Source organism: Paracoccus binzhouensis (assembly GCF_016446475.1).
Classification (GTDB): domain Bacteria; phylum Pseudomonadota; class Alphaproteobacteria; order Rhodobacterales; family Rhodobacteraceae; genus Paracoccus; species Paracoccus binzhouensis.
Genome location: NZ_JAEHFP010000018.1, coordinates 15,929 through 41,469 on the forward strand (window position 1 = coordinate 15,929; position 25,541 = coordinate 41,469).

The 25,541-nt window shown below is 67.4% G+C and carries 27 protein-coding genes; 18 read left to right on the top strand and 9 right to left on the bottom strand.

Translation table 11 applies throughout. The features are described from left to right. Positions 1-37 precede the first annotated feature (37 nt). From glyA to I9P22_RS06810, 4 genes are all read left to right on the top strand, one after another. Positions 38-1,306 carry a serine hydroxymethyltransferase gene (gene glyA / locus I9P22_RS06795; protein ID WP_199258601.1) on the top strand — a complete coding sequence of 423 codons (1,269 nt, stop codon included), beginning with the start codon at positions 38-40 and terminating at the stop codon, positions 1,304-1,306. Beyond that, positions 1,307-2,704, top strand: coding sequence for an L-serine ammonia-lyase (locus I9P22_RS06800; RefSeq protein ID WP_199258602.1), 1,398 nt, complete (start codon positions 1,307-1,309; stop codon positions 2,702-2,704). It begins immediately after the preceding gene. A 29-nt stretch (positions 2,705-2,733) separates the two neighbouring features. Then, on the top strand, positions 2,734-3,603 hold the full coding sequence (gene purU, locus I9P22_RS06805; RefSeq protein ID WP_408635161.1) for a formyltetrahydrofolate deformylase: 870 nt from the start codon (positions 2,734-2,736) through the stop codon (positions 3,601-3,603). 309 nt (positions 3,604-3,912) lie between these two features. Then, positions 3,913-5,871, top strand: a complete 1,959-nt coding sequence (locus tag I9P22_RS06810) for a methylmalonyl-CoA mutase family protein (protein ID WP_199258604.1) — start codon at positions 3,913-3,915, stop codon at positions 5,869-5,871. Between the two features lie 97 nt (positions 5,872-5,968). Here the strand turns inward: I9P22_RS06810 and I9P22_RS06815 are convergent, their stop codons facing one another. Then, positions 5,969-6,874, bottom strand: a complete 906-nt coding sequence (locus I9P22_RS06815) for a DMT family transporter (RefSeq protein WP_199258605.1) — start codon at positions 6,872-6,874, stop codon at positions 5,969-5,971. Beyond that, positions 6,874-7,443 carry a peroxidase-related enzyme gene (locus I9P22_RS06820; RefSeq protein WP_199258606.1) on the bottom strand — a complete coding sequence of 190 codons (570 nt, stop codon included), beginning with the start codon at positions 7,441-7,443 and terminating at the stop codon, positions 6,874-6,876. The genes I9P22_RS06815 and I9P22_RS06820 overlap by 1 nt, the downstream gene beginning before the upstream one ends. Before the next feature lie 231 nt (positions 7,444-7,674). On the opposite strand from I9P22_RS06820, the gene ffh reads away from it, so the two are divergent. The 9 genes from ffh to rpmE all read left to right on the top strand — a co-directional run bounded on the left by ffh (position 7,675) and on the right by rpmE (position 12,848). Next, a complete protein-coding gene (gene ffh / locus I9P22_RS06825; protein WP_199258607.1) occupies positions 7,675-9,171 on the top strand; it encodes a signal recognition particle protein in 1,497 nt (498 codons plus the stop codon). Continuing rightward, positions 9,172-9,702, top strand: a complete 531-nt coding sequence (locus I9P22_RS06830; RefSeq protein ID WP_199258608.1) for a GNAT family N-acetyltransferase — start codon at positions 9,172-9,174, stop codon at positions 9,700-9,702. It begins immediately after the preceding gene. 88 nt (positions 9,703-9,790) lie between these two features. Next, complete coding sequence (locus tag I9P22_RS06835; protein WP_199258609.1) at positions 9,791-10,087, top strand: chorismate mutase; 297 nt, start codon at positions 9,791-9,793, stop codon at positions 10,085-10,087. Positions 10,088-10,138: 51 nt separating this feature from the next. Beyond that, positions 10,139-10,513 (top strand): 30S ribosomal protein S16, encoded by a 375-nt coding sequence (gene rpsP / locus I9P22_RS06840; protein WP_199258610.1) that lies wholly within the window; start codon positions 10,139-10,141, stop codon positions 10,511-10,513. Positions 10,514-10,519: 6 nt separating this feature from the next. Next, entirely contained in the window at positions 10,520-11,026 is a 507-nt protein-coding gene (gene rimM / locus I9P22_RS06845; RefSeq protein ID WP_199258611.1) for a ribosome maturation factor RimM, read from the top strand. Next, positions 11,023-11,358 carry a hypothetical protein gene (locus I9P22_RS06850; protein WP_199258612.1) on the top strand — a complete coding sequence of 112 codons (336 nt, stop codon included), beginning with the start codon at positions 11,023-11,025 and terminating at the stop codon, positions 11,356-11,358. The genes rimM and I9P22_RS06850 overlap by 4 nt, the downstream gene beginning before the upstream one ends. A gap of 47 nt (positions 11,359-11,405) precedes the next feature. Further along, a complete protein-coding gene (gene trmD / locus I9P22_RS06855) occupies positions 11,406-12,218 on the top strand; it encodes a tRNA (guanosine(37)-N1)-methyltransferase TrmD (RefSeq protein ID WP_408635158.1) in 813 nt (270 codons plus the stop codon). Positions 12,219-12,234: 16 nt separating this feature from the next. Then, the gene (gene rplS, locus I9P22_RS06860; RefSeq protein ID WP_199258614.1) at positions 12,235-12,615 is read left to right on the top strand and encodes a 50S ribosomal protein L19; all 381 of its coding nucleotides are present in this window, start codon (positions 12,235-12,237) and stop codon (positions 12,613-12,615) included. 11 nt (positions 12,616-12,626) lie between these two features. Next, positions 12,627-12,848 carry a 50S ribosomal protein L31 gene (gene rpmE / locus I9P22_RS06865; protein ID WP_011750118.1) on the top strand — a complete coding sequence of 74 codons (222 nt, stop codon included), beginning with the start codon at positions 12,627-12,629 and terminating at the stop codon, positions 12,846-12,848. A gap of 128 nt (positions 12,849-12,976) precedes the next feature. Here rpmE and I9P22_RS06870 read toward each other — a convergent pair whose 3' ends face one another. After that, the gene (locus I9P22_RS06870; protein ID WP_199258615.1) at positions 12,977-13,183 is read right to left on the bottom strand and encodes a hypothetical protein; all 207 of its coding nucleotides are present in this window, start codon (positions 13,181-13,183) and stop codon (positions 12,977-12,979) included. Continuing rightward, positions 13,180-13,425 carry a hypothetical protein gene (locus tag I9P22_RS06875; RefSeq protein WP_233253258.1) on the bottom strand — a complete coding sequence of 82 codons (246 nt, stop codon included), beginning with the start codon at positions 13,423-13,425 and terminating at the stop codon, positions 13,180-13,182. Before I9P22_RS06875 ends, I9P22_RS06870 begins: the two co-directional genes overlap by 4 nt. Positions 13,426-13,703: 278 nt before the next feature. Here I9P22_RS06875 and I9P22_RS06880 point away from each other — a divergent pair, with 278 nt between their 5' ends. The 3 genes from I9P22_RS06880 (at position 13,704) to I9P22_RS06890 (ending at position 18,790) form a co-directional block, all read left to right on the top strand. Continuing rightward, positions 13,704-14,486: a division plane positioning ATPase MipZ gene (locus tag I9P22_RS06880; protein WP_199258632.1), complete on the top strand. Its 783-nt coding sequence runs from the start codon at positions 13,704-13,706 to the stop codon at positions 14,484-14,486. Positions 14,487-14,555: 69 nt separating this feature from the next. Further along, a complete protein-coding gene (locus I9P22_RS06885; RefSeq protein WP_199258616.1) occupies positions 14,556-15,725 on the top strand; it encodes an efflux RND transporter periplasmic adaptor subunit in 1,170 nt (389 codons plus the stop codon). Further along, positions 15,722-18,790 (top strand): efflux RND transporter permease subunit, encoded by a 3,069-nt coding sequence (locus I9P22_RS06890; RefSeq protein WP_199258617.1) that lies wholly within the window; start codon positions 15,722-15,724, stop codon positions 18,788-18,790. The genes I9P22_RS06885 and I9P22_RS06890 overlap by 4 nt, the downstream gene beginning before the upstream one ends. 102 nt (positions 18,791-18,892) lie before the next feature. Here the strand turns inward: I9P22_RS06890 and I9P22_RS06895 are convergent, their stop codons facing one another. The 5 genes from I9P22_RS06895 to I9P22_RS06915 all read right to left on the bottom strand — a co-directional run bounded on the left by I9P22_RS06895 (position 18,893) and on the right by I9P22_RS06915 (position 24,484). Beyond that, entirely contained in the window at positions 18,893-20,197 is a 1,305-nt protein-coding gene (locus I9P22_RS06895) for a pyruvate dehydrogenase complex dihydrolipoamide acetyltransferase (protein ID WP_199258618.1), read from the bottom strand. Between the two features lie 12 nt (positions 20,198-20,209). Further along, entirely contained in the window at positions 20,210-21,592 is a 1,383-nt protein-coding gene (locus I9P22_RS06900; protein WP_199258619.1) for a pyruvate dehydrogenase complex E1 component subunit beta, read from the bottom strand. Positions 21,593-21,604: 12 nt separating this feature from the next. Next, a complete protein-coding gene (gene pdhA / locus I9P22_RS06905; protein WP_199258620.1) occupies positions 21,605-22,636 on the bottom strand; it encodes a pyruvate dehydrogenase (acetyl-transferring) E1 component subunit alpha in 1,032 nt (343 codons plus the stop codon). A 217-nt stretch (positions 22,637-22,853) separates the two neighbouring features. Beyond that, entirely contained in the window at positions 22,854-23,147 is a 294-nt protein-coding gene (locus I9P22_RS06910; RefSeq protein WP_028712501.1) for an FtsB family cell division protein, read from the bottom strand. Between the two features lie 35 nt (positions 23,148-23,182). Beyond that, on the bottom strand, positions 23,183-24,484 hold the full coding sequence (locus tag I9P22_RS06915; protein WP_199258621.1) for an acetylornithine deacetylase/succinyl-diaminopimelate desuccinylase family protein: 1,302 nt from the start codon (positions 24,482-24,484) through the stop codon (positions 23,183-23,185). Positions 24,485-24,588: 104 nt separating this feature from the next. Here I9P22_RS06915 and I9P22_RS06920 point away from each other — a divergent pair, with 104 nt between their 5' ends. After that, positions 24,589-24,870, top strand: coding sequence for a hypothetical protein (locus tag I9P22_RS06920; protein ID WP_199258622.1), 282 nt, complete (start codon positions 24,589-24,591; stop codon positions 24,868-24,870). 10 nt (positions 24,871-24,880) lie between these two features. Then, positions 24,881-25,540 (top strand): DUF1523 family protein, encoded by a 660-nt coding sequence (locus tag I9P22_RS06925; protein WP_199258623.1) that lies wholly within the window; start codon positions 24,881-24,883, stop codon positions 25,538-25,540. Position 25,541: the final 1 nt, after the last annotated feature.

Genomic DNA, 25,541 nt, shown 5'->3' on the forward strand with positions numbered 1-25,541 from the left:
CGGCCTGCCCCCTGACCCTTAGACAAGGACAATCGACATGTTTGACCGTCTTCCCAAGACCACGATCTCGGACGCGGTGATCGCCTCGGCGGTGGCCGAGGAACTGGATCGCCAGAAAAACCAGATCGAGCTGATCGCCTCGGAAAATATCGTTTCGGCCAATGTGCTGGCCGCGCAGGGTTCGGTGCTGACCAACAAATACGCCGAGGGCTATCCCGGCAAGCGCTACTATGGCGGCTGCGAATTCGTTGACAAGGTCGAGGAGGTCGCCATCGAGCGGCTGAAGCAGCTCTTCGGTGCAGGCTTCGCCAACGTGCAGCCGCATTCGGGCGCGCAGGCCAACCAGGCGGTGTTCCTGGCGCTGCTGCAACCGGGCGACCGGATCATGGGCCTGTCGCTGGCGCATGGCGGCCACCTGACCCATGGCTCGCCCGTCACCATGTCGGGCAAGTGGTTCGACGTGGTTTCCTACGAGGTCGAGCCCGACACCCATGTGCTGGACATGGAAAAGGTCCGCGCCCGTGCGCTGGAAACGAAGCCGAAGCTGATCGTCGCGGGCGCCTCGGCCTATCCGCGCAAGCTGGATTTCGCGGCATTCCGCAGGATCGCGGACGAGGTCGGCGCGTATCTGATGGTGGACATGGCTCATTATGCGGGGTTGATCGCCGGCGGGCATTACCCGAACCCGGTGCCGCACGCCCATGTCGTGACCTCGACCACGCACAAGACCCTGCGCGGCCCGCGCGGCGGCGTCATCCTGACCAATAACGAGGCCATCGCCAGGAAGATCAACAGCGCGGTGTTCCCCGGCAACCAGGGCGGCCCTCTGATGCATGTCATCGCCGCCAAGGCCGTGGCCTTTGGCGAGGCGCTGCAGCCCGAGTTCAAGGATTACGCCCGCCAGGTCATCGCCAATGCGCAGGCCCTGGCCCGCGTGCTGACCGATGGCGGCCTGGGTATCGTCTCGGGCGGGACCGACTGCCACATGGTGCTGGTCGATCTGCGGCCCAAGGGCGTCACCGGCAAGGTCGCCGAGATCGCGCTGGAGCGCGCCGGCCTGACCTGCAACAAGAATGCCATCCCGAACGATCCCGAAAAGCCCTTCGTGACCTCGGGCATCCGTCTGGGCAGCTCGGCCGGCACCACCCGCGGCTTCCGCGAGGCCGAGTTCGAAAAGATCGGCACCCTGATCCTGCGCGTGCTGGACGCGCTGTCGCAGAGCCCCGAGGGCGATGCCGCCGCCGAGGCCGAGGTGCGGGCCGAGGTCCGGGCGCTCTGCAACGCCTTCCCGATCTACGGGGCGTAAATGTTTCTCTCGGTCTTCGACATCTTCAAGATCGGTATCGGCCCCTCCTCCTCCCATACGATGGGGCCGATGGTCGCCGCCGCGCGGTTCCTCGAGGATCTGCGCGGCGGCGCCGAGAAGATTCCCGGCTCGGGCGCGTTGCACATGCTGGGGGCAAGCCTGCACGGCTCGCTCGCCTTCACCGGCAAGGGCCATGCGACGGATCGCGCCGTCATCCTGGGGCTGTGCGGGCTTTTGCCCGACACGCTCGATCCCGACCGGGCGGAAGAGATCGAGGCCGAGGTTCGCCGGACCGGGCTTGTCCGGCCCGAGGGCCTGCCGCCCTTGCGGTTCGCGCCCGAAACGGATCTGGTCTTCGATTATGGGTCGCCTTTGCCGGGCCATGCCAACGGGCTGATCCTGAAGGCTTTCGATCAATCCGGCCGCATCCGGCACCAGCAGACCTACTATTCGATCGGAGGCGGCTTCGTCGTCACCGCGGCCGAGTTGGAGCGCGCGGGCGAGGGCGGAGGCGAGGCATCCGTCATGGCAGTTCCCTATCCCTTCCGCACTGCGGCCGAGATGCTGCGGATGGGCCGGGAATCCGGCCAGACCATTGCCCGGATGAAGCGTGCCAACGAGCAGGCGATCCATGGCGCCGCGCTGGATAGAAAGCTGGACCGGATCTGGCAGATCATGGACGGCTGCATCCAGCGCGGGTTGACGCAGGACGGCCTCCTGCCCGGCGGGCTGAACGTTCACCGCCGCGCCCGGTCGATCCACCAGCAACTGCTGGCCGAACGCGGACGCAACCTGAACCAGCCTCATCAGGCCAACGACTGGATGAGCGTCTATGCCATGGCCGTGAACGAGGAAAACGCCGCCGGTGGCCGTGTCGTCACCTCGCCCACCAATGGCGCGGCGGGCGTGGTGCCGGCGGTGGCGCGCTATTACCTGGACCATTGCGTCGACGCTCGCCCGGAGAGGGTGCGCGACCTGCTGCTGGTCGCCTCGGCGATCGGCGGGATCATCAAGCACAACGCCTCGATCTCGGGCGCCGAGGTCGGCTGCCAGGGCGAGGTGGGCTCGGCCAGCGCGATGGCGGCGGCGGGCCTGTGCGCGATTCTGGGCGGCACCAACGAACAGGTGGAAAACGCGGCCGAGATCGCGCTGGAACATCACCTGGGCATGACCTGCGACCCGGCGGCGGGGCTGGTGCAGGTGCCCTGCATCGAGCGCAACGGCCTGGGTGCGATCAAGGCCGTCTCGGCCGCAAGCTTGGCGCTGCGCGGCGACGGCACCCATTTCATGCCGCTGGACAACTGCATCAGGGTCATGCGCGACACCGGCCGCGACATGGATCTGAAATACAAGGAAACGTCGCAGGGCGGCATCGCCGTGAACCTGCCGGAATGCTGATGGGAGGAATGTGTTTGGCCAATTACGTCATGATGGTTTCATGCTCTGCGCGCGCGGGTATCGTGGCCGCCGTTTCCGGTTATCTTGCGCAGGCGGGTTGCAACATCAACGACAGCTCGCAGTTCACGGATCGGGACAACGGCCGGTTCTTCATGCGCATCCGCTTCGTCTCGGAAGAGGGGCGTTCGCTGGACGACATCACCGGGGGCTTTGGTGCTATCGGGGCGGAATTCGGCATGGAACATGAATTCCATGATCTGTCGCGAAAGACCAGGGTGGTCGTCATGGTCAGCCGCTTCGGCCATTGCCTGAACGACCTGCTCTATCGCTCGCGCATCGGGGCGCTGCCGGTCGAGATCGCGGCGGTGATTTCCAACCACACCGACTATCAGAAGCAGGTGGTCAACGAGGATATCCCCTTCCATCTGATCCGCGTGACGTCGGAGACCAAGCCCCGGGCCGAGGCGGCGATCATGGATGTGGTCCACGAGACGGGGGCCGAACTGGTCGTGCTGGCGCGCTACATGCAGGTGCTGTCGGACCGGATGTGCCGGGAAATGTCGGGCCGGATCATCAACATCCACCATTCCTTCCTGCCCAGCTTCAAGGGTGCGAACCCCTACAAGCAGGCCTATGCCCGGGGTGTTCGCCTGATCGGGGCTACGGCCCATTACGTCACCGCCGATCTGGATGAAGGCCCGATCATCGAACAGGACATCGTCCGCGTCTCGCATGCCCAAAGCCCTGGCGACTATGTCAGCCTCGGCCGCGACGTCGAAAGCCAGGTGCTGGCCCGCGCCGTCCATGCCCATATCAATCACCGGGTGTTCCTGAACGGTGAAAAGACCGTCGTCTTCCCCGCCTCGCCCGGAGAATACGCCTCCGAGAGAATGGGATAGGACATCGCTGTGGGGAAAGGTTCGCATGGCCCGGTTCCCAGCGGAACGCATGTGCCGACCCGGCTCAGCTCCGGGTGAAAATCAACACATCTGAAATAGAAACAAATAACTGATCGAGCCGCTCGGATGGGCGCAGATGACCTGGGAATGGGCGCCGAAACCCCGAAAATGGGCCTCGATCGCCTGCCGATTCAATCATCCTTCATGCCCAACACCCCCCGCCCGCCTTTCTGCATCGCAGCGAATTGACGGCGCAGCATTGTTACGCTATCGCTTTCCTCGTCGTAATAATCTTGCGAGGGAAATCCCGTGGCCGAGAAAGACAGACCCTGGCTCTTCCGCACCTATGCGGGCCACTCGACCGCCGAGAAATCGAACGCGCTCTACCGCAGCAACCTCGCCAAGGGGCAGACCGGCCTGTCGGTGGCCTTCGATCTGCCCACGCAGACCGGCTATGACAGCGACCACCTGCTGGCGCGCGGCGAGGTCGGCAAGGTCGGCGTGCCGATCTGCCATCTGGGCGACATGCGCAGCCTGTTCCGGGACATCCCGCTGGAACAGATGAACACTTCGATGACCATCAACGCCACCGCGCCTTGGCTGCTGGCGCTCTACATCGCCGTGGCCGAGGAGCAGGGCGCCGACACGCGCAAGCTGCAAGGCACGGTGCAGAACGACATCATCAAGGAATATCTGTCGCGCGGCACCTATATCTGCCCGCCGAAACCCTCGCTGCGGATGATCACCGACGTCGCGGCCTATACGGCCAAGCATTTGCCGAAATGGAACCCGATGAATGTCTGCTCCTACCATCTGCAAGAGGCGGGGGCGACGCCCGAGCAGGAACTGGCCTATGCGCTGGCCACCGGCATCGCTGTGCTCGATGACCTGAAAGGCAAGGTCGCGCCGCAGGACTTCCCGGCGATGGTCGGCCGCATCAGCTTCTTCGTGAACGCCGGCATCCGCTTCGTGACCGAGATGTGCAAGATGCGCGCCTTCACCGAGCTCTGGGACGAGATCTGCCGCGAGCGTTACGGCATCGAGGAAGAGAAATACCGCCGCTTCCGCTATGGCGTGCAGGTGAACAGCCTGGGCCTGACCGAGCAGCAACCGGAAAACAACGTCTATCGCATCCTGCTCGAGATGCTGGCGGTGGTGCTGTCGAAGAATGCCCGCGCCCGCGCCGTGCAGCTGCCGGCCTGGAACGAGGCGCTGGGCCTGCCGCGGCCCTGGGACCAGCAATGGTCGCTGCGCATGCAGCAGATCGTCGCCTACGAGACGGACCTGCTGGAATATGGCGATCTCTTCGATGGCAACCCCGCCATCGCCGCCAAGGTCGAGGCACTGAAATCCGGCGCGCGCGCGGAACTGGCGACGCTGGACGAGATGGGCGGCGCCATCGCCGCCATCGAATACATGAAGTCGCGGCTGGTCGAATCGAATGCCGAGCGGCTGAACCGCATCGAGGCGAACGAGACCGTGGTGGTGGGCGTCAACCGCTGGCAGCAGGGCGAGCCCTCGCCGCTGACCGCGGGCGACGGCGGCATCATGGTCGTGGACCCGGCGGTCGAGCAGGACCAGATCGCCCGGCTGGACGCCTGGCGGCAGGCCCGCGACCAGGTGGCCGTCGAGGCCGCCCTCGCCGCGCTGCGCGATGCCGCGCAGGCGGGCCAGAACGTCATGCCGCCCTCGATCGCCGCGGCCAGGGCCGGCGCCACCACCGGCGAATGGGCGGCGGTGATGCGGCAGGTGCATGGCGAATATCGCGGCCCGACCGGGGTCTCGGCCAGCCCCTCGAACCGCACCGAGGGGCTGGAGCCGATCCGCGAGGCGGTGGACGCGGTCAGCCGCCGCCTGGGCCGGCGGCTGAAATTCCTGGTCGGCAAGCCCGGGCTCGACGGCCATTCCAACGGCGCCGAGCAGATCGCCTTCCGCGCCCGTGACTGCGGCATGGACATCACCTATGAAGGCATCCGCCTGACCCCCGAGCAGATCGTGACGCGCGCCGCCGAGGACAATGCCCATGTCGTCGGCCTGTCGATCCTGTCGGGCAGCCACCTGCCGCTGATCGAGGAGCTGATGGAACGCATGCGCGCCGCCGGCCTTGCCCATGTCCCGGTGGTGGTCGGCGGCATCATCCCCGAGGAGGACGCGGCCCGGCTGCTGAAGATGGGCGTGGCGCGGGTCTATACGCCCAAGGATTTCGAGCTGAACCGCATCATGATGGACATCGTGGCCCTGGTCGAGCCCGAGGCGGCCGCCGTCTGAGCCGCTGGCAAGGCCGCATGGGTATTTGAGAAACGGAAAGCATCGAAGAGAGGCGCCCGGTTCTTTCCGTTTTGCAAATACCCATGCAACCGCGCCGTCAGTCCTTCAGCAGCAGAAGCAGCGCGGCGGCGGTCGCCAGAACCCCGGGCAGCACCGCCAGAGGCGGCAGGCCGCGGGTCAATGCGGCCTCGAGCCCGATCACCCAGGCCGGGGTCAGGTAGGTATAGGCCATCACCTTCGAGGCGGGCAGGCGCATGGTGGCGAATTGCACCAGCGCCGTGGTCAGCGCGCTGGCGAAGATCGCCACGTAAAGCAGCGTCACCCAGACGATGGCCGGCAGATGCACCCAATCGGTGTGCAGGATCGCCCGCCCGCCCCAGACCAGCAGGATCAGCCCGCCGGCGCAGAGCGTGGCGAAGGTCGAGACGATCGGCGTCTCGCCCCGGTTCAGCCGCCGCACCATTGGCGTATAGAGCGCATGCGCCGCGCAGCCGACCAGGTAGATCGCCTCGCCGCGGCCGAATTCCAGCCGCATCAGCGCCGCCGCGTCGCCGCCGAAGATCACCCAGAGCGAGCCCGCCGCCCCCAGCGCCAGCGCCACGGCGATGCGCCCGGTCATGCGCTGACGCATCAAGAGCCAGCCGAAGCCCGCCGACATCAGCGGCGTCAGCGTGAACACCGCCGCCGCCGAGACCGGCAGCGCGGTCTTGAGCCCCTCGAACATCAGCACGAAATAGGCGGCGAAAAGCCCGCCCAGCAGCAGGTAGCGCCAGGGCGCGCGAAAGCTTGCGCGCGGGATGCCGGGCCCGGCCAGCGCGACGCCGCCGACCACGCCCGCGGCGATGGCGAAGCGCGCCGCCGAGATCGCCGCTGGGTCGATCAGGTTCGCCGCCCGCGCCCCCAGCGAGAAGGAGCCCGCGATCGCGGCCGAGAACAGCAGCATCGCCGCATGGCCCTGCAGCGCCTCGCGCCGCATCTGCGGCACCGCGGACAGCTCGGCCATCAGCCGCGGCCCAGCATGTAGAATTCGTCGTTCGGCCGGATGTCGCCGGCATTCACCAGCCGGTTCGACATGCCGAAGAAGGCGGCGATGGCGCCGATGTCCCAGATCTCGTCCTGGTCGAAGCCGGCCTCGCGCAGCGCGGCATGATCCGCCTCGCCGATCTCCTGGGCCCGCAGCGCCACCTTCTCGGCATAGGCCAGCATGGCGCGTTCGCGGGCCGTCAGGTCGGCCTTGCGCCAGTTCACCGCCACCTGGTCGGCGATGAAGGCGTTCTTCGCCCGGATGCGCAGGATCGCGCCATGCGCCACCACGCAATACTGGCACTGGTTCAGCCCCGAGGTGGCGACCACGATCAGCTCGCGCTCGGCCTTGGTCAGGCCGCCCTCGCGCTCCATCAGCGCGTCGTGATAGGCGAAGAAGGCGCGGAATTCGTCCGGCCGATGCGCGAGCGCCAGGAAGACGTTCGGCACGAAGCCGGATTTCTCGGCCACCTTGCGGATGCGTGCGGCGATGTCCTCGGGCATCTCGTCCAGCGCGGGCACGGGAAAGCGGCTGATGGGATGGGTCATGGTGTGGTCCTCCGGGGCCGAGGTTTTCACCAAAGCCGGGGCGGGGTCAACGGGGCCGCGCTTGACTTCACCGGCCATTGCGCCTATCCACGCCCGGATTCCCGGAAGGTCCGCCCTTCCGGTCCCCGCCCGCCGGGGATCGCCCCCCGTCAGCGCGTTGCGCCCACGGGGGCGTCACTGTTTATTCGCGTCCCACATCCGGGACAACGGCAACCATCAGGAGGGCCGCCGATGTTTGAAAACCTGTCCGACCGCCTTGGCGGCGTCTTCGACCGGCTGACCAAGCAGGGTGCCCTGTCCGAGGAGGACGTCGCCGCCGCCATGCGCGAGGTCCGCGTCGCGCTGCTGGAAGCCGATGTCTCGCTGCCCGTCGCGCGCAGCTTCGTGAAATCCGTCACCGCCAAGGCCACCGGAAGCGCCGTCACCAAGTCGATCACCCCCGGCCAGCAGGTCGTGAAGATCGTCCATGACGAACTGATCAAGGTCCTGCAGGGCGAGGGCCAGCCCGACGCGCTGCGCATCGACAATCCTCCGGCGCCGATCCTGATGGTCGGGCTGCAGGGCTCGGGCAAGACCACCACCACCGCCAAGCTGGCGAAGCGCCTCAAGGACCGCGAGAAGAAGCGGGTGCTGATGGCCTCGCTGGACACCAACCGCCCGGCCGCCATGGAGCAGCTGGCGATCCTGGGCCAGCAGATCGGCGTCGACACCCTGCCCATCGTGCCGGGCGAGAACGCCGTGCAGATCGCCAGGCGCGCCAAGCAACAGGCGACGCTGGGCGGCTATGACGTCTACATGCTCGACACCGCCGGCCGGCTGCATATCGACGAAGTGCTGATGGACGAGGTGCAGGCGGTCCGCGACGTGGCCAGCCCGCGCGAGACGCTGCTGGTCGTGGACGGTCTGACCGGCCAGGACGCGGTGAATGTCGCGGCCGAGTTCGACGGCAAGGTCGGCATCACCGGCGTGGTGCTGACCCGGATGGACGGCGACGGCCGCGGCGGCGCGGCGCTGTCGATGCGCGCCGTCACCGGCAAGCCGATCCGCTTCGTCGGTCTTGGCGAGAAGATGGACGCGCTGGAAGCCTTCGACGCGCAGCGCGTCGCCGGCCGCATCCTCGGCATGGGCGACATCGTGGCGCTGGTCGAGAAGGCGCAGGAGGTGCTGGAGGTCGAGCAGGCCGAGCGCATGATGAAGCGCTTCCAGAAGGGCATGTTCAACATGAACGACCTGCGCAACCAGCTTGAGCAGATGCTCAAGATGGGCGGCATGCAGTCGATCATGGGCATGATGCCCGGCATGGGCAAGATGGCCAAGCAGGCCGAGGCCGCCGGCTTCGACGACAAGGCGATCAAGCGCCAGATCGCGCTGATCAACTCGATGACCAGGAAGGAACGCGCCAACCCGGACCTGCTGCAGGCCAGCCGCAAGAAGCGCATCGCGGCGGGTGCCGGCATGGAGGTGTCGGAACTGAACAAGCTTCTGAAGATGCAGAAGCAGATGGCCGACACGATGAAGAAGCTCGGCAAGATGGGCAAGGGCGGGATGCTGAAACAGGCCATGCGCGCCATGACCGGCAAGGGCGGCGGGCTGCCCGACATGGCCAATGTCGATCCCGAGAAGATGGCCGAGGCGACGAAGATGTTGCAGGATCCCAAGGGTCTGGGCGGCGACCTGGGCAAGCTGAACCTGCCCGGCGGGCTCTCGGGGCTGTTCGGGAAGAAATAAGTGGTCACGCTCTCCGACACGCCCGTGCTGACGACCGAACGCCTGGTCCTGCGTGCCCCGCAGGCCGGCGACTGGCCGGCATGGCGCGATTTCGCCAGCGGCGAGCGGGCGCGCTGGATCGGCGGGCCGATGGTCGAGCCGGGCCATGCCTGGCGCGCCTTCGGCCATATCGTCGGCCATTGGGTGCTGCGCGGCTTCGGCTCCTTCGTGGTGACGGATCGCGACAGCGGCGCGGCCCTGGGCTCGGTCGGGCCCTGGCGCCCCGACGGCTGGCCCGAGAACGAACTGGGCTGGACGCTCTGGGATGCGGCGGCCGAGGGCAGGGGCATCGCACATGAGGCGGCGCTGGCCGCCCGCGACTTCGCGGCCCGCGGGCTCGGCTGGACCACCGCCGTCAGCTATATCCTGCCCGCCAATGCCCGCTCGGCGGCGCTGGCCGAAAGGCTGGGCGCGGTGCTCGACCCGGATGCGGCGCATCCCGGCAAGGAGCCCTGCCTCGTCTATCGCCATCCGATGGGGGCTGCGGCATGAGCGACGCGCGCTGCATCCCCGGTGCACGCCCGGTGTACGGGCGGTGTACAGCCGCCCTGAACGAAATCAACGGCTTGGAGTTTTCCTCGTGAGTGATGACGCCGCCCGCGCCGCCGCGCTCCTGAAAGAGCATCGCGCCAGCATCGACCGGCTGGACGCGATCCTGGTCTATACGCTGGCCGAGCGCTTCAAGCACACCCAATCCGTCGGCCGTCTCAAGGCCGAACACGACCTTCCGCCGTCCGATCCCGCCCGCGAGGCGCAACAGATCGAGCGGCTGGAACGCCTCGCGCGCGAGGCCGACCTCGACCCGGAATTCGCGCGCAAATTCCTGAATTTCGTGATCGCCGAAGTGATCCGGCATCACGAACGGTACCACGCCTAGGATGCGCTGCCGCGTATCCGCCAACCCCGCCATTCCAAAGGAGAAATCGCAATGGCAATGAAAATCCGCCTGGCCCGTGGTGGCTCGAAGAAACGCCCCCATTACGCCATCGTCGCCTCCGATTCGCGCATGCCGCGCGACGGCCGCTTCATCGAGAAGCTGGGCACCTACAACCCGCTCTTGCCGAAGGATTCGGAGGAGCGCATCAAGATGAACCTCGAGCGCGTCCAGTACTGGCTGGGCCAGGGCGCGCAGCCGACCGACCGCGTCGCCCGCTTCCTGGAAGCCGCCGGCGTGAAGGAGAAGGCCGAGCGCAAGAACCTGAAGAAGGGCGAGCCGGGCAAGGCCGCGAAAGAGCGCGCCGAGAAGCGCGCCGCCCGCGAGGCCGCCGCCAACGCCCCGGCCGAAGAAGCCGCCTCGGAATAATCCGGCATGGCCGAGCGGATCTGTGTCGGCGCGATCGCGGGCGCCTTCGGCGTCCGGGGCGAGGTGAGGCTCAAGAGCTTCACCTCGGAGCCCTCTGATATTGCTGCCTATGGTCCGCTCTGGTCCGAGGATGGAAAACGCTCCTTCACTGTCCGGCTGACCCGGCCGGTGACCGGGGGACTCGGGGCCCGGCTCTCGGGCGTCGAGACGCGCGAACAGGCCGAGGCGCTGAAGGGCGTGACGCTTTGGGCCGACCGCGACCGGCTTCCGGCGCTGCCGGACGACGAATTCTATCACACCGACCTGATCGGGCTTTCCGTCTACGACACCGGCGGCAAGCCGATCGGCAAGGTCCGCGCCATCTACGACCACGGCGCGGGCGACATTCTCGAGATCACCGGCGCCGGCCGGCGGCAGGTGCTGTTGCTGCCCTTCACCCGCGCCTTCGTGCCGACGGTGGACATCGCCGCCGGGCGCATCATCGCCGACCCGCCGGAAGAGGAACAGGAATGACGCGCATCGCCTTGTTTGCCATCGGTTTTCTTCTGATGCTCGCCGGCCCGCTGATGCAGGGCCTGTCGGGCAGCGACAATCCGAACGCCTATGTCTTCGCGCCGATCATGCTGGCCGGGGCCATCCCGGTGCTGGCCGGGCAGGCGCTGTCGCCCAGCCCGCGGCTGATGGCGCAGGCCATCCTGATCTGCGGTGCGCTCTGCATGGGCGCCTGGTATCTGGGCACGCTCTTCGATCCGATGGCGGTGCCGCCCGCCGCGCCGGTCGGCACCGCCATCCTGGGGGCGCTGCTGGTGGTGGCGGGCAATTTCCTGCTGCGCCGCGACGCATGAGCGTGCCGTCGAAATCACACGCGGCCAAGTCGCACGGCCGCCTGACCATGCGACCCAGCCTGCAGCCCCGCGACCTGATGGCCGAGCCCCAGGTCCGCGGCGCATGGACGGCGCAGGTCGTCACCCTGTTTCCCGAGGCTTTCCCGGGGGTTCTGGGGCTTTCCCTGACCGGCCGGGCGTTGGCCGAGGGGCTGTGGAACCTGCGCAGCCTCGACCTGCGCCCCTTCGGCATCGGCCGGCATCGCAATGTCGACGACACGCCCGCCGGCGGCGGCGCCGGCATGGTGATCCGCCCGGATGTCATGGACGCGGCGCTGCGCGAGGCGGGCGGTGACCTGCCGGTGATCTATCTCTCGCCGCGCGGCAGGCCCTTCACCCAGGCGCGGGCGCGGGAACTGGCGCAGGGGCCGGGCATGACGCTGATCTGCGGCCGCTTCGAGGGCGTGGACCAGCGCGTGCTGGACGCCCATGGCGTCGAGGAGATCAGCATCGGCGATTATGTCCTGACCGGCGGCGAGCTGGCCGCTCAGGTCTTGATCGACGCGACGGTTCGCCTTATACCGCGCGTGCTGGGGAATCAGAAGTCTCTGGCCGAGGAATCCTTTTCCCCGGACCATGGCGGCCTGCTTGAACATCCGCAGTATACGAAGCCCGCCCTTTGGGAAGGCCGCGCGATCCCGGAAGTGCTTCTGTCCGGCAATCACGCGGCTATTGCCAGTTGGCGGCGCGACATGGCCGAAAGGCTGACCAAGGAACGCCGCCCCGACCTGTGGCGGGCATATGAGGAAACTCGTATGGACCCGGCAAAGGACCGACAGCTCTCGGGCGCATCAGACCAATCGCGGGGCTACCGCGAGTAACCGAAGGAACAAAGCGATGAACCTGATCGCCCAGATCGAAGCCGAGCAGATCGCCGCGCTCGGCAAGGAAATCCCGGACTTCAAGGCCGGCGACACCGTGCGCGTCGGCTACAAGGTGACCGAAGGCACCCGCACCCGCGTGCAGAACTATGAAGGCGTGGTCATCTCGCGCAAGGGCGGCGGCATCGGCGCCTCGTTCACCGTGCGCAAGATCTCGTTCGGCGAGGGCGTCGAGCGCGTCTTCCCGCTGTATTCGACCAATATCGACTCGATCACCGTGGTGCGCCGTGGCCGCGTCCGCCGCGCCAAGCTGTATTACCTGCGCGATCGCCGCGGCAAGTCGGCCCGCATCGCCGAGGTCAGCAACTACAAGCCCAAAGCCGAAGCCAAGGCCTGAGGAGACGCGCCATGAAAGCAGACATCCATCCCGACTACCACCTGATCGAGGTCAAGATGACCGACGGCACCACCTATCAGGTGCGCTCGACCTGGGGCAAGGAAGGCGACACCATGTCGCTGGACATCGACCCGAACTCGCATCCCGCCTGGACGGGCGGCTCGGCCAAGCTGATGGACACCGGCGGCCGCGTGTCGAAGTTCAAGAACAAATATGCCGGCCTGGGCTTCTGAGCCCACCACGCCCGGATCTGCAAACGCCGCCCCTTCGGGCGGCGTTTCTCGTTTCGAGGGATGGTGGGCGATCCCCCCGCGCGAAGAAGGCCGGAAGGCCCGGGCAGAACCCCTGGTCAGAAACCCGGTCAGAAGGCCAGGCCCAGGATCGGCATCCAGCTTGGCGCCCGCGGCGGCCGGTTCAGCGGCAAGCCGGTCAGCGGCCCGCTGCCGGTGTCGATCATCACCCGGCCATCGCGATATTCGCGCAGCACCGGCCCTTGCACGCTTTGATAGGCCGAAAGCGCGATGGTCGCATAGTTGCGGACGGGCGTCGGGAAAACGGCGCGGATCATTGCAGGGCTCCTTTCCTGTCGAGGCGGTGGATGGCGGTGTCCCAAAGCGCGGGGTCGCGGTCGCGCATCAGGTCCCGGGCGGTCTCGAACGGCTCGCAGGTGATCAGCCGCAGCGGGATGTCCGAGATCCGATGCGGCCTTCCCGTGCGGCGGTCGATCAGGCTGACCGCATAACGGGGGGTGGGCATGGCGGCCCGCATCGCGCGATCGGCAAAGGCCGACAGATGGTGCAGTGAGGTCATCTTTGGCTCCTTCCCTTGGCTGACCTGCCGGTTCGTTCCGGCAGGTATATGACGACATAGACAGTCGTATTTTGCAAGATAAATCTCGACCCGCCGTGTCGTGATGAAAGAATGAAGCCGGAACAGAAGGTTGTGCGGCGGTCCTCCGGGCCTGCAGGGGCGATGCAAAGCGCGGAAAAACGCCGCGATGGCGACGATTCGCGCCGATGCGGTGCTTTTCATCGCACCGGGCGCGGCCTATGGTCCGGCCCGAGGCGGCGGGCATTTCCGGGGGATTCGTGGCGCATATCATCGTTGTCGGGAACGAAAAGGGCGGTTCGGGAAAGTCCACGACCTCGATGCATGTCGCCACCGCGCTGGCGCGCATGGGCCATCGGGTCGGGGCGCTGGACCTGGACCTGCGCCAACGCAGCTTCGGCCGCTATCTTGAGAACCGCGTGCATTTCGCCCAGCGTGAGGGGCTGGACCTGCCCACGCCGGTCCTGGGCCATCTGGCGCCCGAGCCCGAGGCGGGCAGCGATCCGCTGTCCCAGGCCGTGGCGGCGCTGGAGGCGGAATGCGACTTCATCCTGCTGGACTGCCCCGGCTCGCATACCCGGCTCAGCCAGATGGCGCATACGCTGGCCGACACGCTGATCACGCCGATGAACGACAGTTTCGTCGATTTCGACCTGCTGGCCCGGCTGTCGCCCGAGGGCAAGATTCTCGGCCCCTCGATCTATGCCGAGATGGTCTGGTCGGCCCGCCAGCTGCGCGGCGAGGCGGGGGCGGGGCCCATCGACTGGCTGGTGCTGCGCAACCGCCTGGGCACCCAGGCCATGCACAACAAGCGCAAGGTCGGCGGCGCGCTGGCGGCGCTGTCGAAGCGCATCGGCTTCCGCGTTGCGCCCGGCTTCTCCGAGCGGGTAATCTTCCGCGAGCTGTTCCCGCGCGGCCTGACGCTGCTGGACCTCAAGGATATCGGCACGGAGCAGCTCAACATGTCCAACATCGCCGCCCGCCAGGAGCTGCGCGAGCTGATCGGCGAGTTGAACCTGCCCGGCGTCAGCATTTCCTTCTGATCCGCGACCGGCATTGTTGCGGGCGGCCGCCGCCATTATGTTGCGCCGCAGATTGGTTAGGAGGGGACGATGACCGCAGCCTGGCGGATCACCCGGGCCGCGACGCTGGCCCTTGCCCTGTCCCTGTCGGGACCGGCCGCCGCAGCTATGGCCGAGACGGCGGGCGCGGTCGAGCAGTCGGAACTGCCGGTGGTGACGCTGGCGCGGGCCGAGAAGACGCGGATCGAGGCGCGGGTGCCGGTCTCGGGCTCGCTGGTGGCGCGGCAGGAGGTGCTGGTGCATGCCCAGGTCGCGGGCTACGAGATCACCGGCATCGAGGCCGAGGTCGGCGACCGGGTGAAGGCCGGCGCGGTGCTGGCGCGGCTGTCCGATGAGGCGCTGTCGGCGCAGCTGGCCCAAGCCGAGGCAGAATACCAGCGTTCCGAGGCCGGCATCAGCCAGGCCGAAAGCCAGATCGCCAGCGCCGAGGCGACGCTGACCGAGGCCGCCGCGACCCTGGCCCGCACCCGCAGCCTGCGCCAAAGCGGCAATGCCAGCCAGGCGGTGCTGGACCAGGCCATCGCCGCCGAGGCCTCGGCCCGGGCTGCGGCGGCTTCGGCCGCGGACGGGTTGGGCGTGGCGCGGGCGCAGCTGGCGCAGGCCGATGCCAGCCGCCGCATCGCCCGGCTGAACCTGGGCTATGCCCGCATCACCGCGCCGGTCGATGGCGTGGTGGTCGCCCGCACCGCCCGGCTGGGGGCGATCTCGGGCAGCGGCGGCGAGCCGCTCTTCACACTGATCGCCGGCGGCGAGATCGAGCTCGACGCCGATGTGATCGAGACCGCGCTGTCGCAGCTGAAGCCCGGCGATGCGGCCGAAATCCGCGTGGCGGGCGTGGGCGAGGTCCGCGGCAGGCTGCGGCTGGCGCCGGCGGCGGTCGATCCGGTGACGCGGCTCGGCTCGGCGCGGATCGCACTGGACCCCGATCCGCGGCTGCGCACCGGGCTTTTCGCCAGCGGCTGGATCATCACCGACCGGCGCGAGGCGCTGACCGTGCCCAGCTCGGCCATCCTGGCCGATGACCGGGGCGAGCGGGTGCAGGTGGTCAAGGACGGCCGCATCGAGACCCGCCCGGTGAAGGCCGGGCTGATCTGGCAGGGCCGGCGCGAGATCCTGGAGGGGCTGGCGCCGGGCGAGCAGGTGGTGGCGCGCGCCGGCGCCTTCTTCCGCAGCGGCGACCAGGTGCAGGCGGCGCCATGAACGTCTCGGCCTGGTCCATACGCCATCCGGTGCCGCCCATCGCGGTCTTTCTCGTCCTGCTGCTGATGGGGTTCTACAGCTTCAGCCGGCTGGCGGTCACGGCCATGCCGAATATCGACCTGCCGCTGGTCAGCGTCGTGGTCAGCCAGCCCGGCGCCGCGCCCAGCGAGCTGACCAGGCAGGTGATCCAGCCCATCGAGGATTCCATCGCCTCGATCACCGGCGTGCGGCACATCACCTCGTCCGCGACCGACAGCTCGGCCCGCATCTATGTCGAGTTCGAGCTGGAGACCGATACCGACCGGGCCGTGAACGACGTCAAGGACGCGGTGGCCAATGTCCGCGCCGACCTGCCCGAATCCATCGTCGAGCCGCTGGTCCATCGCATCGACGTCAGCGGCATGGCGATCCTGACCTATGCCGTCAGCAATCCCGGCATGAGCATCGAGCAGCTGTCGGATTTCGTCGATGACGTGGTGGCGCGCGACCTGTCCACCGTGCCGGGCGTGGCCAGCATCACCCGCATCGGCGGCGCCGACCGGCAGATCAATGTCGATCTGGACCCCGACCGCATCCAGGCCTTCGGGCTGACGGCGGCCGAGATCTCGGAACAGCTGCGGGCCAAGAACATCGACCTGGGCGGCGGGCGCGGCGACCTGGCCGGCACCGAATATTCCATCCGCGCCCTGGGCTCGGCCGGCGATGTCGAGCGCCTGGCCGCCACACCGATCCTGATCGGCGGCGGAGAGGCGGGCGGGCGCACGGTGCGGCTGGACCAGCTGGGCAGCGTCAGCGACGGCGCCAGCGAGGAGCGCAAGTTCGCCCTGCTCGACGGCCAGCCGGTGGTGGCCTTCGGGGTGTTCCGCGCCAGCGGCGAATCCGACCTGGAGGCCGGCGACGGCGCCAAGGCCCGCATCGCCCAGATCGAGGCGCGCCATCCCGGCACCCGCATTACCCTGATCGACGACGCGACCACCTATACCTCGGGCAGCTACCATTCGACCATGGAGACGCTCTACGAGGGCGCGGCGCTGGCGGTGGTGGTGGTGTTCCTGTTCCTGCGCAACTGGCGCGCCACGCTGATCGCCGCGGTGGCGCTGCCTTTGTCGGTCATCCCGACCTTCTTCGTCATGCACTGGCTGGGCTTTACGCTGAACGGCATCAGCCTGCTGGCGATCACCCTGGTCACCGGCATCCTGGTCGACGACGCCATCGTCGAGATCGAGAACATCGTGCGCCACATCAACATGGGCGTGCCCGCCTATCAGGCCAGCATGGAGGCCGCGAACGAGATCGGCCTGACCGTCATCGCCATCAGCTTCTCGATCGTCGCGGTCTTTGCCCCGGTCAGCTTCATGGGGGGGATTCCGGGGCAGTATTTCAAGCAGTTCGGCCTGACTGTCGCGGTGTCGGTGCTGTTCTCGCTCTTGGTGGCGCGGCTCATCACGCCAATGCTGGCCGCCTATTTCCTGCGCGACAACACCCGCCTGGCCGAAGAGCGCGACGGGCCGGTGCTGCGGGCGCTGATGGCGGTGCTGGCCTGGACGCTGCGCCATCGCGGCCTGACATTGCTGATGGGGCTGGGGGTCTTCGCCGGCTCGATCTTTTCCGCCACGCTGCTGCCGACCGAGTTCATCCCGGCCTCGGATGTCGGCCGCAGCCAGATCACCATCGAATTGCCGCCCGGCGCCACGGTCTCGGAAACCGAAGCCGCGGCGCGGATGATCTCGCAACGCATCAAGGCGGTGCCCGAGGTGCGCTCGGTCTTCGTCAATGGCGGCGAGAACGACGTGGCCAAGGCCAAGCTGATGGTCAATTACGGCCCCAAGGAAGAGCGCGAGCGCTCGAGCTTCGAGATCGAGGACGCGTTGAAGCGCGACCTGTCGCGGATCCCCGACCTGCGCATCAATTTCCAGAACGAGGAGGGCAATGCCGACCTGTCCATTTCCGTTCTGGGCGACAGCGAGGAAGGCGCGACCGAGGCGGCCGAGCGGCTGATGGCGGCGATGAAGACCCTGCCGACCCTGGAAGGGGTGACATCCTCGGCCAGCCTGCAACGGCCCGAGATCCAGATCCATCCGCGCCCCGAGGTGGCCGCGCAGCTGGGCGTCACCGCCAGCGCGCTGGCCACCACGCTGCGGGTGGCGACGCTGGGGGACACGGAATCGAACCTGGCCAAGTTCAATACCGGCGACAAGCAGATCCCGATCATGGTGCGGCTGGACGAGTCCGCCCGGCGCGACCTGATGACGGTCAGGAACCTGCGGGTGCCCAGCTCGGCCGGGCAGCTGCCGCTGGAGGCGGTGGCCGATGTCTCGCTGTCGGCCGGCGCCACCGAGATCGGCCGCTACGACCGGCGCTATCGCACCACGGTGTCGGCGAACCTGGCCGGCGGGGCGCTGCTGGGGCCGGTGAACGCGCAGGTCACCGCCTTGCAGAGCCAGGTAGAACTGCCGCCGGGGACCGAGATCCAGCCCTCGGGCGATGCCGAGATCATGGCCGAGGTGTTCCAGGCCTTCACCGTGGCGATGATCTCGGGCGTGCTTCTGACCTATGTCGTGCTGGTGCTGCTGTTTCATAATTTCGTCACCCCGGTCTCGATCCTGATGTCGCTGCCGCTGGCCATCGGCGGCGCGATCCTGGCGCTGTTCCTGACCGGCAATTCCATCAGCATGGCGGTGGTGATCGGCTTCCTGATGCTGATGGGGATCGTGACCAAGAACGCCATCATGCTGGTGGAATTCGCCGTCAGCTCGATGGACCGGGGCACGGAAAAGCGTGCGGCGATCCTGGATGCGGTGCACAAGCGCGCCCGGCCCATCGTGATGACCACCATCGCCATGACCGCGGGCATGGTGCCCTCGGCCCTTGGCACCGGCGAGGGGGCCGAGTTCAGCGCCCCCATGGCCATCGCGGTGATCGGTGGGCTGCTGCTGTCCACGCTGCTGTCGCTGCTGTTCGTGCCCTCGCTGTTCTCGGTGATCCATGGCGGGCAGGTGCGGCTGGCCTGCTGGCTGCGGCGGCGGATCGGGCTGAACGTGGCGCAGGGGGCGGCGGGCGAGTGAGGCCGCTGCCGGGGGCTTCGCGCCCCCGGACCCCCGCGGGGTATTGGGAAAACGGAAAAAGGGGGCCGCGAAGGCCCCCTTGTTCGTTCCTGGCGGGTGGGATCAGGCCAGCATGCCCATCGGGTTTTCCAGATGCTTGACGATGGCTTCCAGAAGCTGGGCGCCAAGCGCACCGTCGATCACCCGGTGATCCACCGAAAGCGTCATCGACATGACGTTGCGGATCACCACCTCGCCATTCTCGACCACCGGGGTCTGGATGCCGGCACCGACGGCGAGGATCGCGCCATGCGGCGGGTTGATCACCGCGTCGAAATTCTCGATGCCGAACATGCCCAGGTTCGAGATGGCGAAGCTGCCGCCCTGGTATTCGTGGGGCGCGAGCTTCTTGGTCTTGGCGCGGTTGGCCAGGTCCTTCATCTCGGCCGAGAGGGCGGACAGCGTCTTCTGCTGCGCGTCCTTGAGCACCGGGGTGAAGAGCCCTCCCTCGACCGCCACGGCCACCGCCACGTCCGAGGGTTTCAGCTTCAGGATGCGGTCGCCGGCCCAGACCGCATTCGCGTCCGGCACCTCTTGCAGGGCCAGCGCGCAGGCCTTGATGATGAAGTCGTTCACCGACAGCTTCACGCCCCGCGATTCCAGCTGCTTGTTCAGCATGGCGCGGAACTTCATCAGCTCGTCGAGCTTCGCGGACCGGCGCAGGTAGAAATGCGGGATGGTCTGCTTGGCTTCCGACAGGCGCGCGGCGATGGTGCGGCGCATGCCGTCCAGCGCCACTTCCTCGGTCTCGCGGTCGGCATAGATCTTGAGGATGGTTTCCGCAGCGGGGCCAGCCGGGGCGGCGGCAGCCGGGGCTGGCGCGGCGGCCTTCGGCGCCTCGGCGGCAGCGGACTTGGCCGCGCCGGGCTTCGCGCCCTCGACATCCGCCTTGACGATGCGGCCATGCGGGCCCGAGCCCCTGATCGCGGCAAGGTCGATGCCCTTTTCCGCCGCGAGGCGCCGCGCCAGGGGCGAGGCGAAGATGCGCCCGCCCTCGGCCGATTTCGGCGCCGCCGGGGCAGGGGCGGCGGTGGTCGCCGCAGCCGGGGCGGCTTCGGCTTTCGCCGCCTCGGGCTTGGCTTCCGCCTTGGGTGCCGGCGCCGCGCCGATGTCATCGGCGGATTCGCCTTCCTCCAGCAGCACGGCGATGGGGGTGTTGACCTTGACCCCCGCGGTGCCCTCGGCCACCAGGATCTTGCCCACCGTGCCCTCGTCGACGGCCTCGAATTCCATCGTGGCCTTGTCGGTCTCGATCTCGGCCAGGATGTCGCCGGATTTGACCGCGTCGCCCTCTTTCACCAGCCATTTGGCCAGCGTGCCCTCTTCCATGGTCGGAGAAAGCGCGGGCATCAGGATTTCTGTCGGCATCTCGCTCGCTCCTTAACGGTAGGTGACTTTCTTGACCGCCGCCACCACCTCGTCGGAGGTGATCAGCGCGTGCTTTTCAAGATTGGCGGCATAGGGCATGGGCACGTCCTTGCCGGTGCAGTTGATCACCGGCGCGTCGAGATAGTCGAAGGCGTTCTCCATGATATGGGCCGAGAGGTGGTTGCCGATCGAGGCGACCGGGAAGCCCTCTTCTACCGTCACGCAGCGGTTGGTGCGCTTCACCGATTCGATCAGCGTGGCGTAATCGATGGGGCGCAGGGTGCGCAGGTCGATCACCTCAGCCTCGATGCCTTCCGACGCCAGCTTCTCGGCGGCTTCGAGCGCATGGACCATGCCGATGCCGAAGCTGACCAGGGTCACGTCGCGGCCGGGGCGCACGATCTTGGCCTTGCCGAAGGGGATGGTGAAATCTTCGAGATCCGGCACCTCGAAGCTGCGGCCGTAGAGGATTTCGTTTTCCAGGAAGATCACCGGGTTCGGGTCGCGGATCGCCTGTTTCAGCAGGCCCTTCGCATCGGCGGCCGAATAGGGCATCACCACCTTGAGGCCGGGGATCTGCGCATACCAGGCGGCGTAATCCTGGCTGTGCTGGGCCGCCACGCGCGCGGCGGCGCCGTTCGGGCCGCGGAAGACGATGGGGCAGCCCATCTGGCCGCCGGACATGTAGAGAGTCTTGGCGGCCGAGTTGATGATATGGTCGATGGCCTGCATGGCGAAGTTGAAGGTCATGAACTCGACGATGGGGCGCAGCCCGGCCATGGCGGCGCCGGTGCCGATGCCGGCAAAGCCGATTTCCGAGATCGGCGTATCCACGACGCGACGCGGGCCGAACTTGTCCAAGAGGCCCTGCGAGATCTTGTAGGCGCCCTGGTATTCGCCGACTTCCTCGCCCATCAGGAAGACGGTTTCGTCGCGGTTCATTTCCTCTTCCATGGCCTCGCGCAGGGCCTCGCGCACGGTCATGGTCTTCATCGGCGTGCCTTCCGGCCAGTCGGGCGAGAGGTCCGCGACCGGAGCCGGGGCAGGGGCGGCCGCCTGCGCCGGGGCGGCCGGAGCCTCGGCTCTGGCCTCGGCGGGTGGGGCCTCGGCGGGCGCCTCGGCTTTCGGCGCCGGGGCGGCATCGACGGATTCGCCTTCCTCGACCAGCACGGCGATGGGGGTGTTCACCTTGACCCCCTGGCTGCCCTCGGCCACCAGGATCTTGCCGAGGATGCCCTCGTCGACGGCCTCGAATTCCATCGTGGCCTTGTCGGTCTCGATCTCGGCGAGGATGTCGCCGGATTTCACGCTATCGCCTTCCTTGACCAGCCATTTGGCCAGCGTGCCTTCCTCCATGGTCGGCGACAGGGCGGGCATCAGGATTTCGGTTGCCATGGTTCCCTCCCCTCAGGCGTTCTGTTCCGCGCCGCCCTGCGGCACTTCCCCGGCATAGATATCGGTCCAGAGCTCCTCCAGCGGCGGCTCGGGACTTTCCTTGGCGAATTCGGCGGAATCGTTCACGATATCCTTGATTTCCTTGTCGATGGCCTTGAGGTCCTCCTCGGAGGCGTGCTTGCCGGTCAGAAGCAGCTCGCGCACATGCTCGATGGCGTCGCGCTCGTCGCGCATCTTCTGCACTTCCTCGCGGGTGCGGTATTTCGCCGGATCGGACATGGAATGGCCGCGATAGCGATAGGTCATGACTTCCAGGATGTAGGGGCCCTTGCCGGCGCGGCAGTGGGCCACGGCCTTCTCGCCCGCGGCCTTGACCGCCAGCACGTCCATGCCGTCCACCTGCTCGCCCTTGATGCCGAAGGCCTCGCCGCGGCCGAACAGCGTCGTCGACTTGGTCGAACGCTTCATCGACGTGCCCATGGCATATTGGTTGTTCTCGATGACGAAGACCACCGGCAGTTCCCAGAGTTCGGCCATGTTGTAGGTCTCGTAGACCTGGCCCTGGTTCGAGGCGCCGTCGCCGAAATAGACGAAGGTGACGTTGTCGTTGCCGAGATACTTGTCGGCGAAGGCGAGACCGGCGCCCAGCGGCACCTGCGCCGCGACGATGCCGTGGCCGCCGTAGAAGTGCTTCTCGCGGCTGAACATGTGCATCGAGCCGCCCTTGCCCTTGGAATAGCCGCCGATGCGGCCGGTCAGTTCGGCCATCACGCCGCGGGCTTCCATGCCGCAGGCCAGCATGTGGCCGTGGTCGCGATAGGAGGTGATGCGCTTGTCGCCTTCCTTGGCCGCGGCCTCGAGGCCGACGACGACGGCCTCCTGGCCGATATAGAGATGGCAGAAGCCACCGATCAGGCCCATGCCGTAAAGCTGGCCGGCCTTTTCCTCGAATCGCCGGATCAACAGCATGTCGCGGTAGTATTTGAGCAGCTCATCCTTGGACACGTTGGACGTGCTTTGCCTGGCTGCGGGCTTTCTGACCATGGGCCTCCTCCTCGGGGCAAGGAATAGTTCAGCGTTAAACTAATTCTAGGCGAAGCTTTCGGGGGAAGTAAACCGGCCTTGTGCATCCGTCCAGAGGGCAGATGCGGAAAGCTGCTCGTGCGGGGCACGCGCACAGGGCCATCGCCGTGCCCCGGGGCGCGCGGTCGCATGGGTATTCGGACAACGGAGAATGAGCGGCCCCGGGCCGGCGGGGCAGTCAGCGGATGATGATCTCGTCGGCGCGCACCAGGCCCAGCACGTCGCGGGCGCGTTCATCCAGCAGGTCGAGGTCGAGATAGTCGTCCGACAGGCGCCGGGTCAGGTTGCGCATCCGGTCCACCTCGGCCTGCAGCTTGTCGCGCTGCTGGACCAGTTCCTGCGTTTCGGCCTGCAGCTGCACCCGCCGCAGGATGCCTGAGGGGCCCTGCACCGCCGCATAGGCGAAATAGACGCCCAGAAGGATCATCACGACGAAGAAGATGATGGCGCTGATCGACAGGCGTTGGGTCATGGGCTGCTCGGCGGATGCTTGGTTGTTTCGGGCGATCATGCCACAGGCGCGGGACGGGGGGAATCCCCCGCAGGGCCGCGCAGGATGTCGTCCAGCACCAGGGCCATGACGCGGGCGGAATCCCGCATGTCGTCCACCCCCACCCATTCGTCGGGCTGGTGCGCCAGGTCCAGCACGCCGGGCCCGTAGGCGATGCAGTTCTTCAGCTTGCCGATGCGGTCGATATGCTTCTGGTCGTAGGTGCCGGGGCTGACCACATAGCCGGCCTCGCGGCCCAGCACCCGTTCGATGGCGGCGGCGGTCGAGCGCGCCACCGGCGCATCGCGGTCGGTCATGCTGGGGATCACCTCGAACAGGTCGCGGATTTCATAGGAGAACCCCGGGCGTTGCGCCTTGATCTGTTCGAGCAGCGCGGTGACCTCGCGCTTCACTTCCGCGAGTTCTTCTTCGATCAGGAAGCGGCGGTCGATCACGATGCGGCAGCGGTCGGCGACGCAGGGCGCCGGCAGGCCGGTGAAGTCCGGACCGTGATCCGGCTCGCCGCCGTGGATCGAGTTGATGTTCAGGGTCGAGTTCCGCGCGCCCTCGGGGATCACCGGCATTTCCGTTTGCTTGCTCATCAGCAAGGGGAACAGCGTGCGCTCCATTTCTTCCAGCACCGCGCCCATGTGGCGGATGGCGCTGTCGCCCAGGAAGGGCATCGAGCCATGGGCGATGCGGCCATGCGTCTCGATCTCGGCCCACCAGACGCCGCGATGGCCCAGGCAGATGCGGTCCTTGTGCAGCGGCTCGGGGATGATGACATGGCCGACATGGGCGAAGGCGCCCTGTTCGGCCAGATAGGCCACGCCGCCGAATCCGCCCGATTCCTCGTCCGCGGTGGCGCTGATCTCGATCTGGCCGGGATGGTCGGGGTAAAGCGCGACGAAAGCCTCGGCCGCGATGATGCTGGAGGCCAAGCCCCCCTTCATGTCGCAGGCGCCGCGGCCATAGATGCGGCCGTCGGCCAGTTCCGCGCCGAAGGGATCGCGGCTCCAGCCATGGCCGACCTCGACCACGTCGTGATGGCTGTTGAAATGCACGCAGTCGCCTGGCGGGCCGCCCAGATGCCGGGCGACCAGGTTCCAGCGCGGGAAGGCTTCGCTGTCGCCGGGCGCGCCGTGGGCGCGGATCAGCTCGCAGGCCCAGCCCTGCGGCTCCAGCCGGGCCTGCAGGTATTCGCAGATCTCGCGATAGTTGCGGCCCGGCGGGTTCAGCGTCGGAATGCGGATCAGATCCCGGGTCAGGCGGACCAGGTCGTCGCGGCGGTTCTCGATCTCGAGGGCAAGGGTGTCCATGGCGCAAGGCTAGGCCGGGCGCGGCGGCGCCGCAATGGGGTCATTGACAGTCGCGGCGCGGGGGCCTTCCATGGGGCAGGCTTTTCGCAACCAGGGTCGGCCCGATGATCGCCTTTCTTCGCCTGATCGGCATGGTCCTGATCGTCGAGCTGGTCTTCTATGCGCTGCTTTCGATCTATATCCGCAGCCTGCGCCGGGAAGAGCTTGAAAAGGAATGGGATCGCCGCCATCCCGAACGCGCCGGCCCTTCGCCGGAACGCGCCGAGTTCGTGCGGCGTTCGATGGTGGGTTTCGGCAAGACCCTGCGGGCGCGGCTCGTCGGGCTGGTGCTGGTCCTGCCGGTGGTCGCGATCGTCGTGATCATCGTGATCGTGAACTACAATTGAGGGGGCGCCGATGCGCTGGTTCCTGACCGTCCTTGGGGTGATCTTCGGGATCGCGGTCTTTTCGTTCCTGGACTACACGCTGCCCTCCAAGCAGACGGTCCGCATCACCAATACCTACAACCGTCTGACCGACATCGGCGCGAACCGCATCTTCTATGCCTCGCCCGACACCGGCACGGTGCAGAACGCCCAGGGGCAGCGCGACGTGCGCTTCATCGACACGGTGCGCCCGAACGGCAAGCCCTATGTCTATCGCAACGAGGATACCGGCTGGATCTGGCCGCCCTATTTCAAATACGACAGCTCGAACCTGCATGCGCAGGCGACGGACCTGCGCTCGACCTCGGCAAATCCCGAATGGGTCAGCGTGACCTCTTACGGCTGGCGCATTTCCTGGCTGTCGATCTATCCCAACGCCATCTCGGTGAAGCCGGTGGCGGGGCCCGAGGTGAAGCCCTTCAACTGGGCGGCGCAGATCATCCTGCTGGTGCTGGGGGCGCTGCTGTTCCTGATCTGGCGGATGTGGAACCAGTTCCGCGAGCGCACCATCGACCCGGCCGTGCGTTCGGCGGACGAGGCCTGGGACCGGATCGACGCCAGCGCCGACGCAGCCCGCGACCGGGCGCGCGGCCGCCTGCGGCGCTGGTGGGACGGGCTGCGGGGGCGCTGAG

Excerpts from the sequence above, each read along its gene's own strand:
- glyA (WP_199258601.1), top strand. The coding sequence starts at position 38 with ATGTTTGACCGTCTTCCCAAGACCACGATCTCGGACGCGGTGATCGCC.
- I9P22_RS06800 (WP_199258602.1), top strand. The coding sequence starts at position 1,307 with ATGTTTCTCTCGGTCTTCGACATCTTCAAGATCGGTATCGGCCCCTCC.
- purU (WP_408635161.1), top strand. The coding sequence starts at position 2,734 with ATGATGGTTTCATGCTCTGCGCGCGCGGGTATCGTGGCCGCCGTTTCC.
- I9P22_RS06815 (WP_199258605.1), bottom strand. The coding sequence starts at position 6,874 with ATGGCCGAGCTGTCCGCGGTGCCGCAGATGCGGCGCGAGGCGCTGCAG.
- I9P22_RS06820 (WP_199258606.1), bottom strand. The coding sequence starts at position 7,443 with ATGACCCATCCCATCAGCCGCTTTCCCGTGCCCGCGCTGGACGAGATG.
- ffh (WP_199258607.1), top strand. The coding sequence starts at position 7,675 with ATGTTTGAAAACCTGTCCGACCGCCTTGGCGGCGTCTTCGACCGGCTG.
- rpsP (WP_199258610.1), top strand. The coding sequence starts at position 10,139 with ATGGCAATGAAAATCCGCCTGGCCCGTGGTGGCTCGAAGAAACGCCCC.
- rimM (WP_199258611.1), top strand. The coding sequence starts at position 10,520 with ATGGCCGAGCGGATCTGTGTCGGCGCGATCGCGGGCGCCTTCGGCGTC.
- I9P22_RS06850 (WP_199258612.1), top strand. The coding sequence starts at position 11,023 with ATGACGCGCATCGCCTTGTTTGCCATCGGTTTTCTTCTGATGCTCGCC.
- trmD (WP_408635158.1), top strand. The coding sequence starts at position 11,406 with ATGCGACCCAGCCTGCAGCCCCGCGACCTGATGGCCGAGCCCCAGGTC.
- rplS (WP_199258614.1), top strand. The coding sequence starts at position 12,235 with ATGAACCTGATCGCCCAGATCGAAGCCGAGCAGATCGCCGCGCTCGGC.
- rpmE (WP_011750118.1), top strand. The coding sequence starts at position 12,627 with ATGAAAGCAGACATCCATCCCGACTACCACCTGATCGAGGTCAAGATG.
- I9P22_RS06870 (WP_199258615.1), bottom strand. The coding sequence starts at position 13,183 with ATGATCCGCGCCGTTTTCCCGACGCCCGTCCGCAACTATGCGACCATC.
- I9P22_RS06875 (WP_233253258.1), bottom strand. The coding sequence starts at position 13,425 with ATGACCTCACTGCACCATCTGTCGGCCTTTGCCGATCGCGCGATGCGG.
- I9P22_RS06885 (WP_199258616.1), top strand. The coding sequence starts at position 14,556 with ATGACCGCAGCCTGGCGGATCACCCGGGCCGCGACGCTGGCCCTTGCC.
- I9P22_RS06890 (WP_199258617.1), top strand. The coding sequence starts at position 15,722 with ATGAACGTCTCGGCCTGGTCCATACGCCATCCGGTGCCGCCCATCGCG.
- I9P22_RS06895 (WP_199258618.1), bottom strand. The coding sequence starts at position 20,197 with ATGCCGACAGAAATCCTGATGCCCGCGCTTTCTCCGACCATGGAAGAG.
- I9P22_RS06900 (WP_199258619.1), bottom strand. The coding sequence starts at position 21,592 with ATGGCAACCGAAATCCTGATGCCCGCCCTGTCGCCGACCATGGAGGAA.
- pdhA (WP_199258620.1), bottom strand. The coding sequence starts at position 22,636 with ATGGTCAGAAAGCCCGCAGCCAGGCAAAGCACGTCCAACGTGTCCAAG.
- I9P22_RS06910 (WP_028712501.1), bottom strand. The coding sequence starts at position 23,147 with ATGACCCAACGCCTGTCGATCAGCGCCATCATCTTCTTCGTCGTGATG.
- I9P22_RS06915 (WP_199258621.1), bottom strand. The coding sequence starts at position 24,484 with ATGGACACCCTTGCCCTCGAGATCGAGAACCGCCGCGACGACCTGGTC.
- I9P22_RS06920 (WP_199258622.1), top strand. The coding sequence starts at position 24,589 with ATGATCGCCTTTCTTCGCCTGATCGGCATGGTCCTGATCGTCGAGCTG.
- I9P22_RS06925 (WP_199258623.1), top strand. The coding sequence starts at position 24,881 with ATGCGCTGGTTCCTGACCGTCCTTGGGGTGATCTTCGGGATCGCGGTC.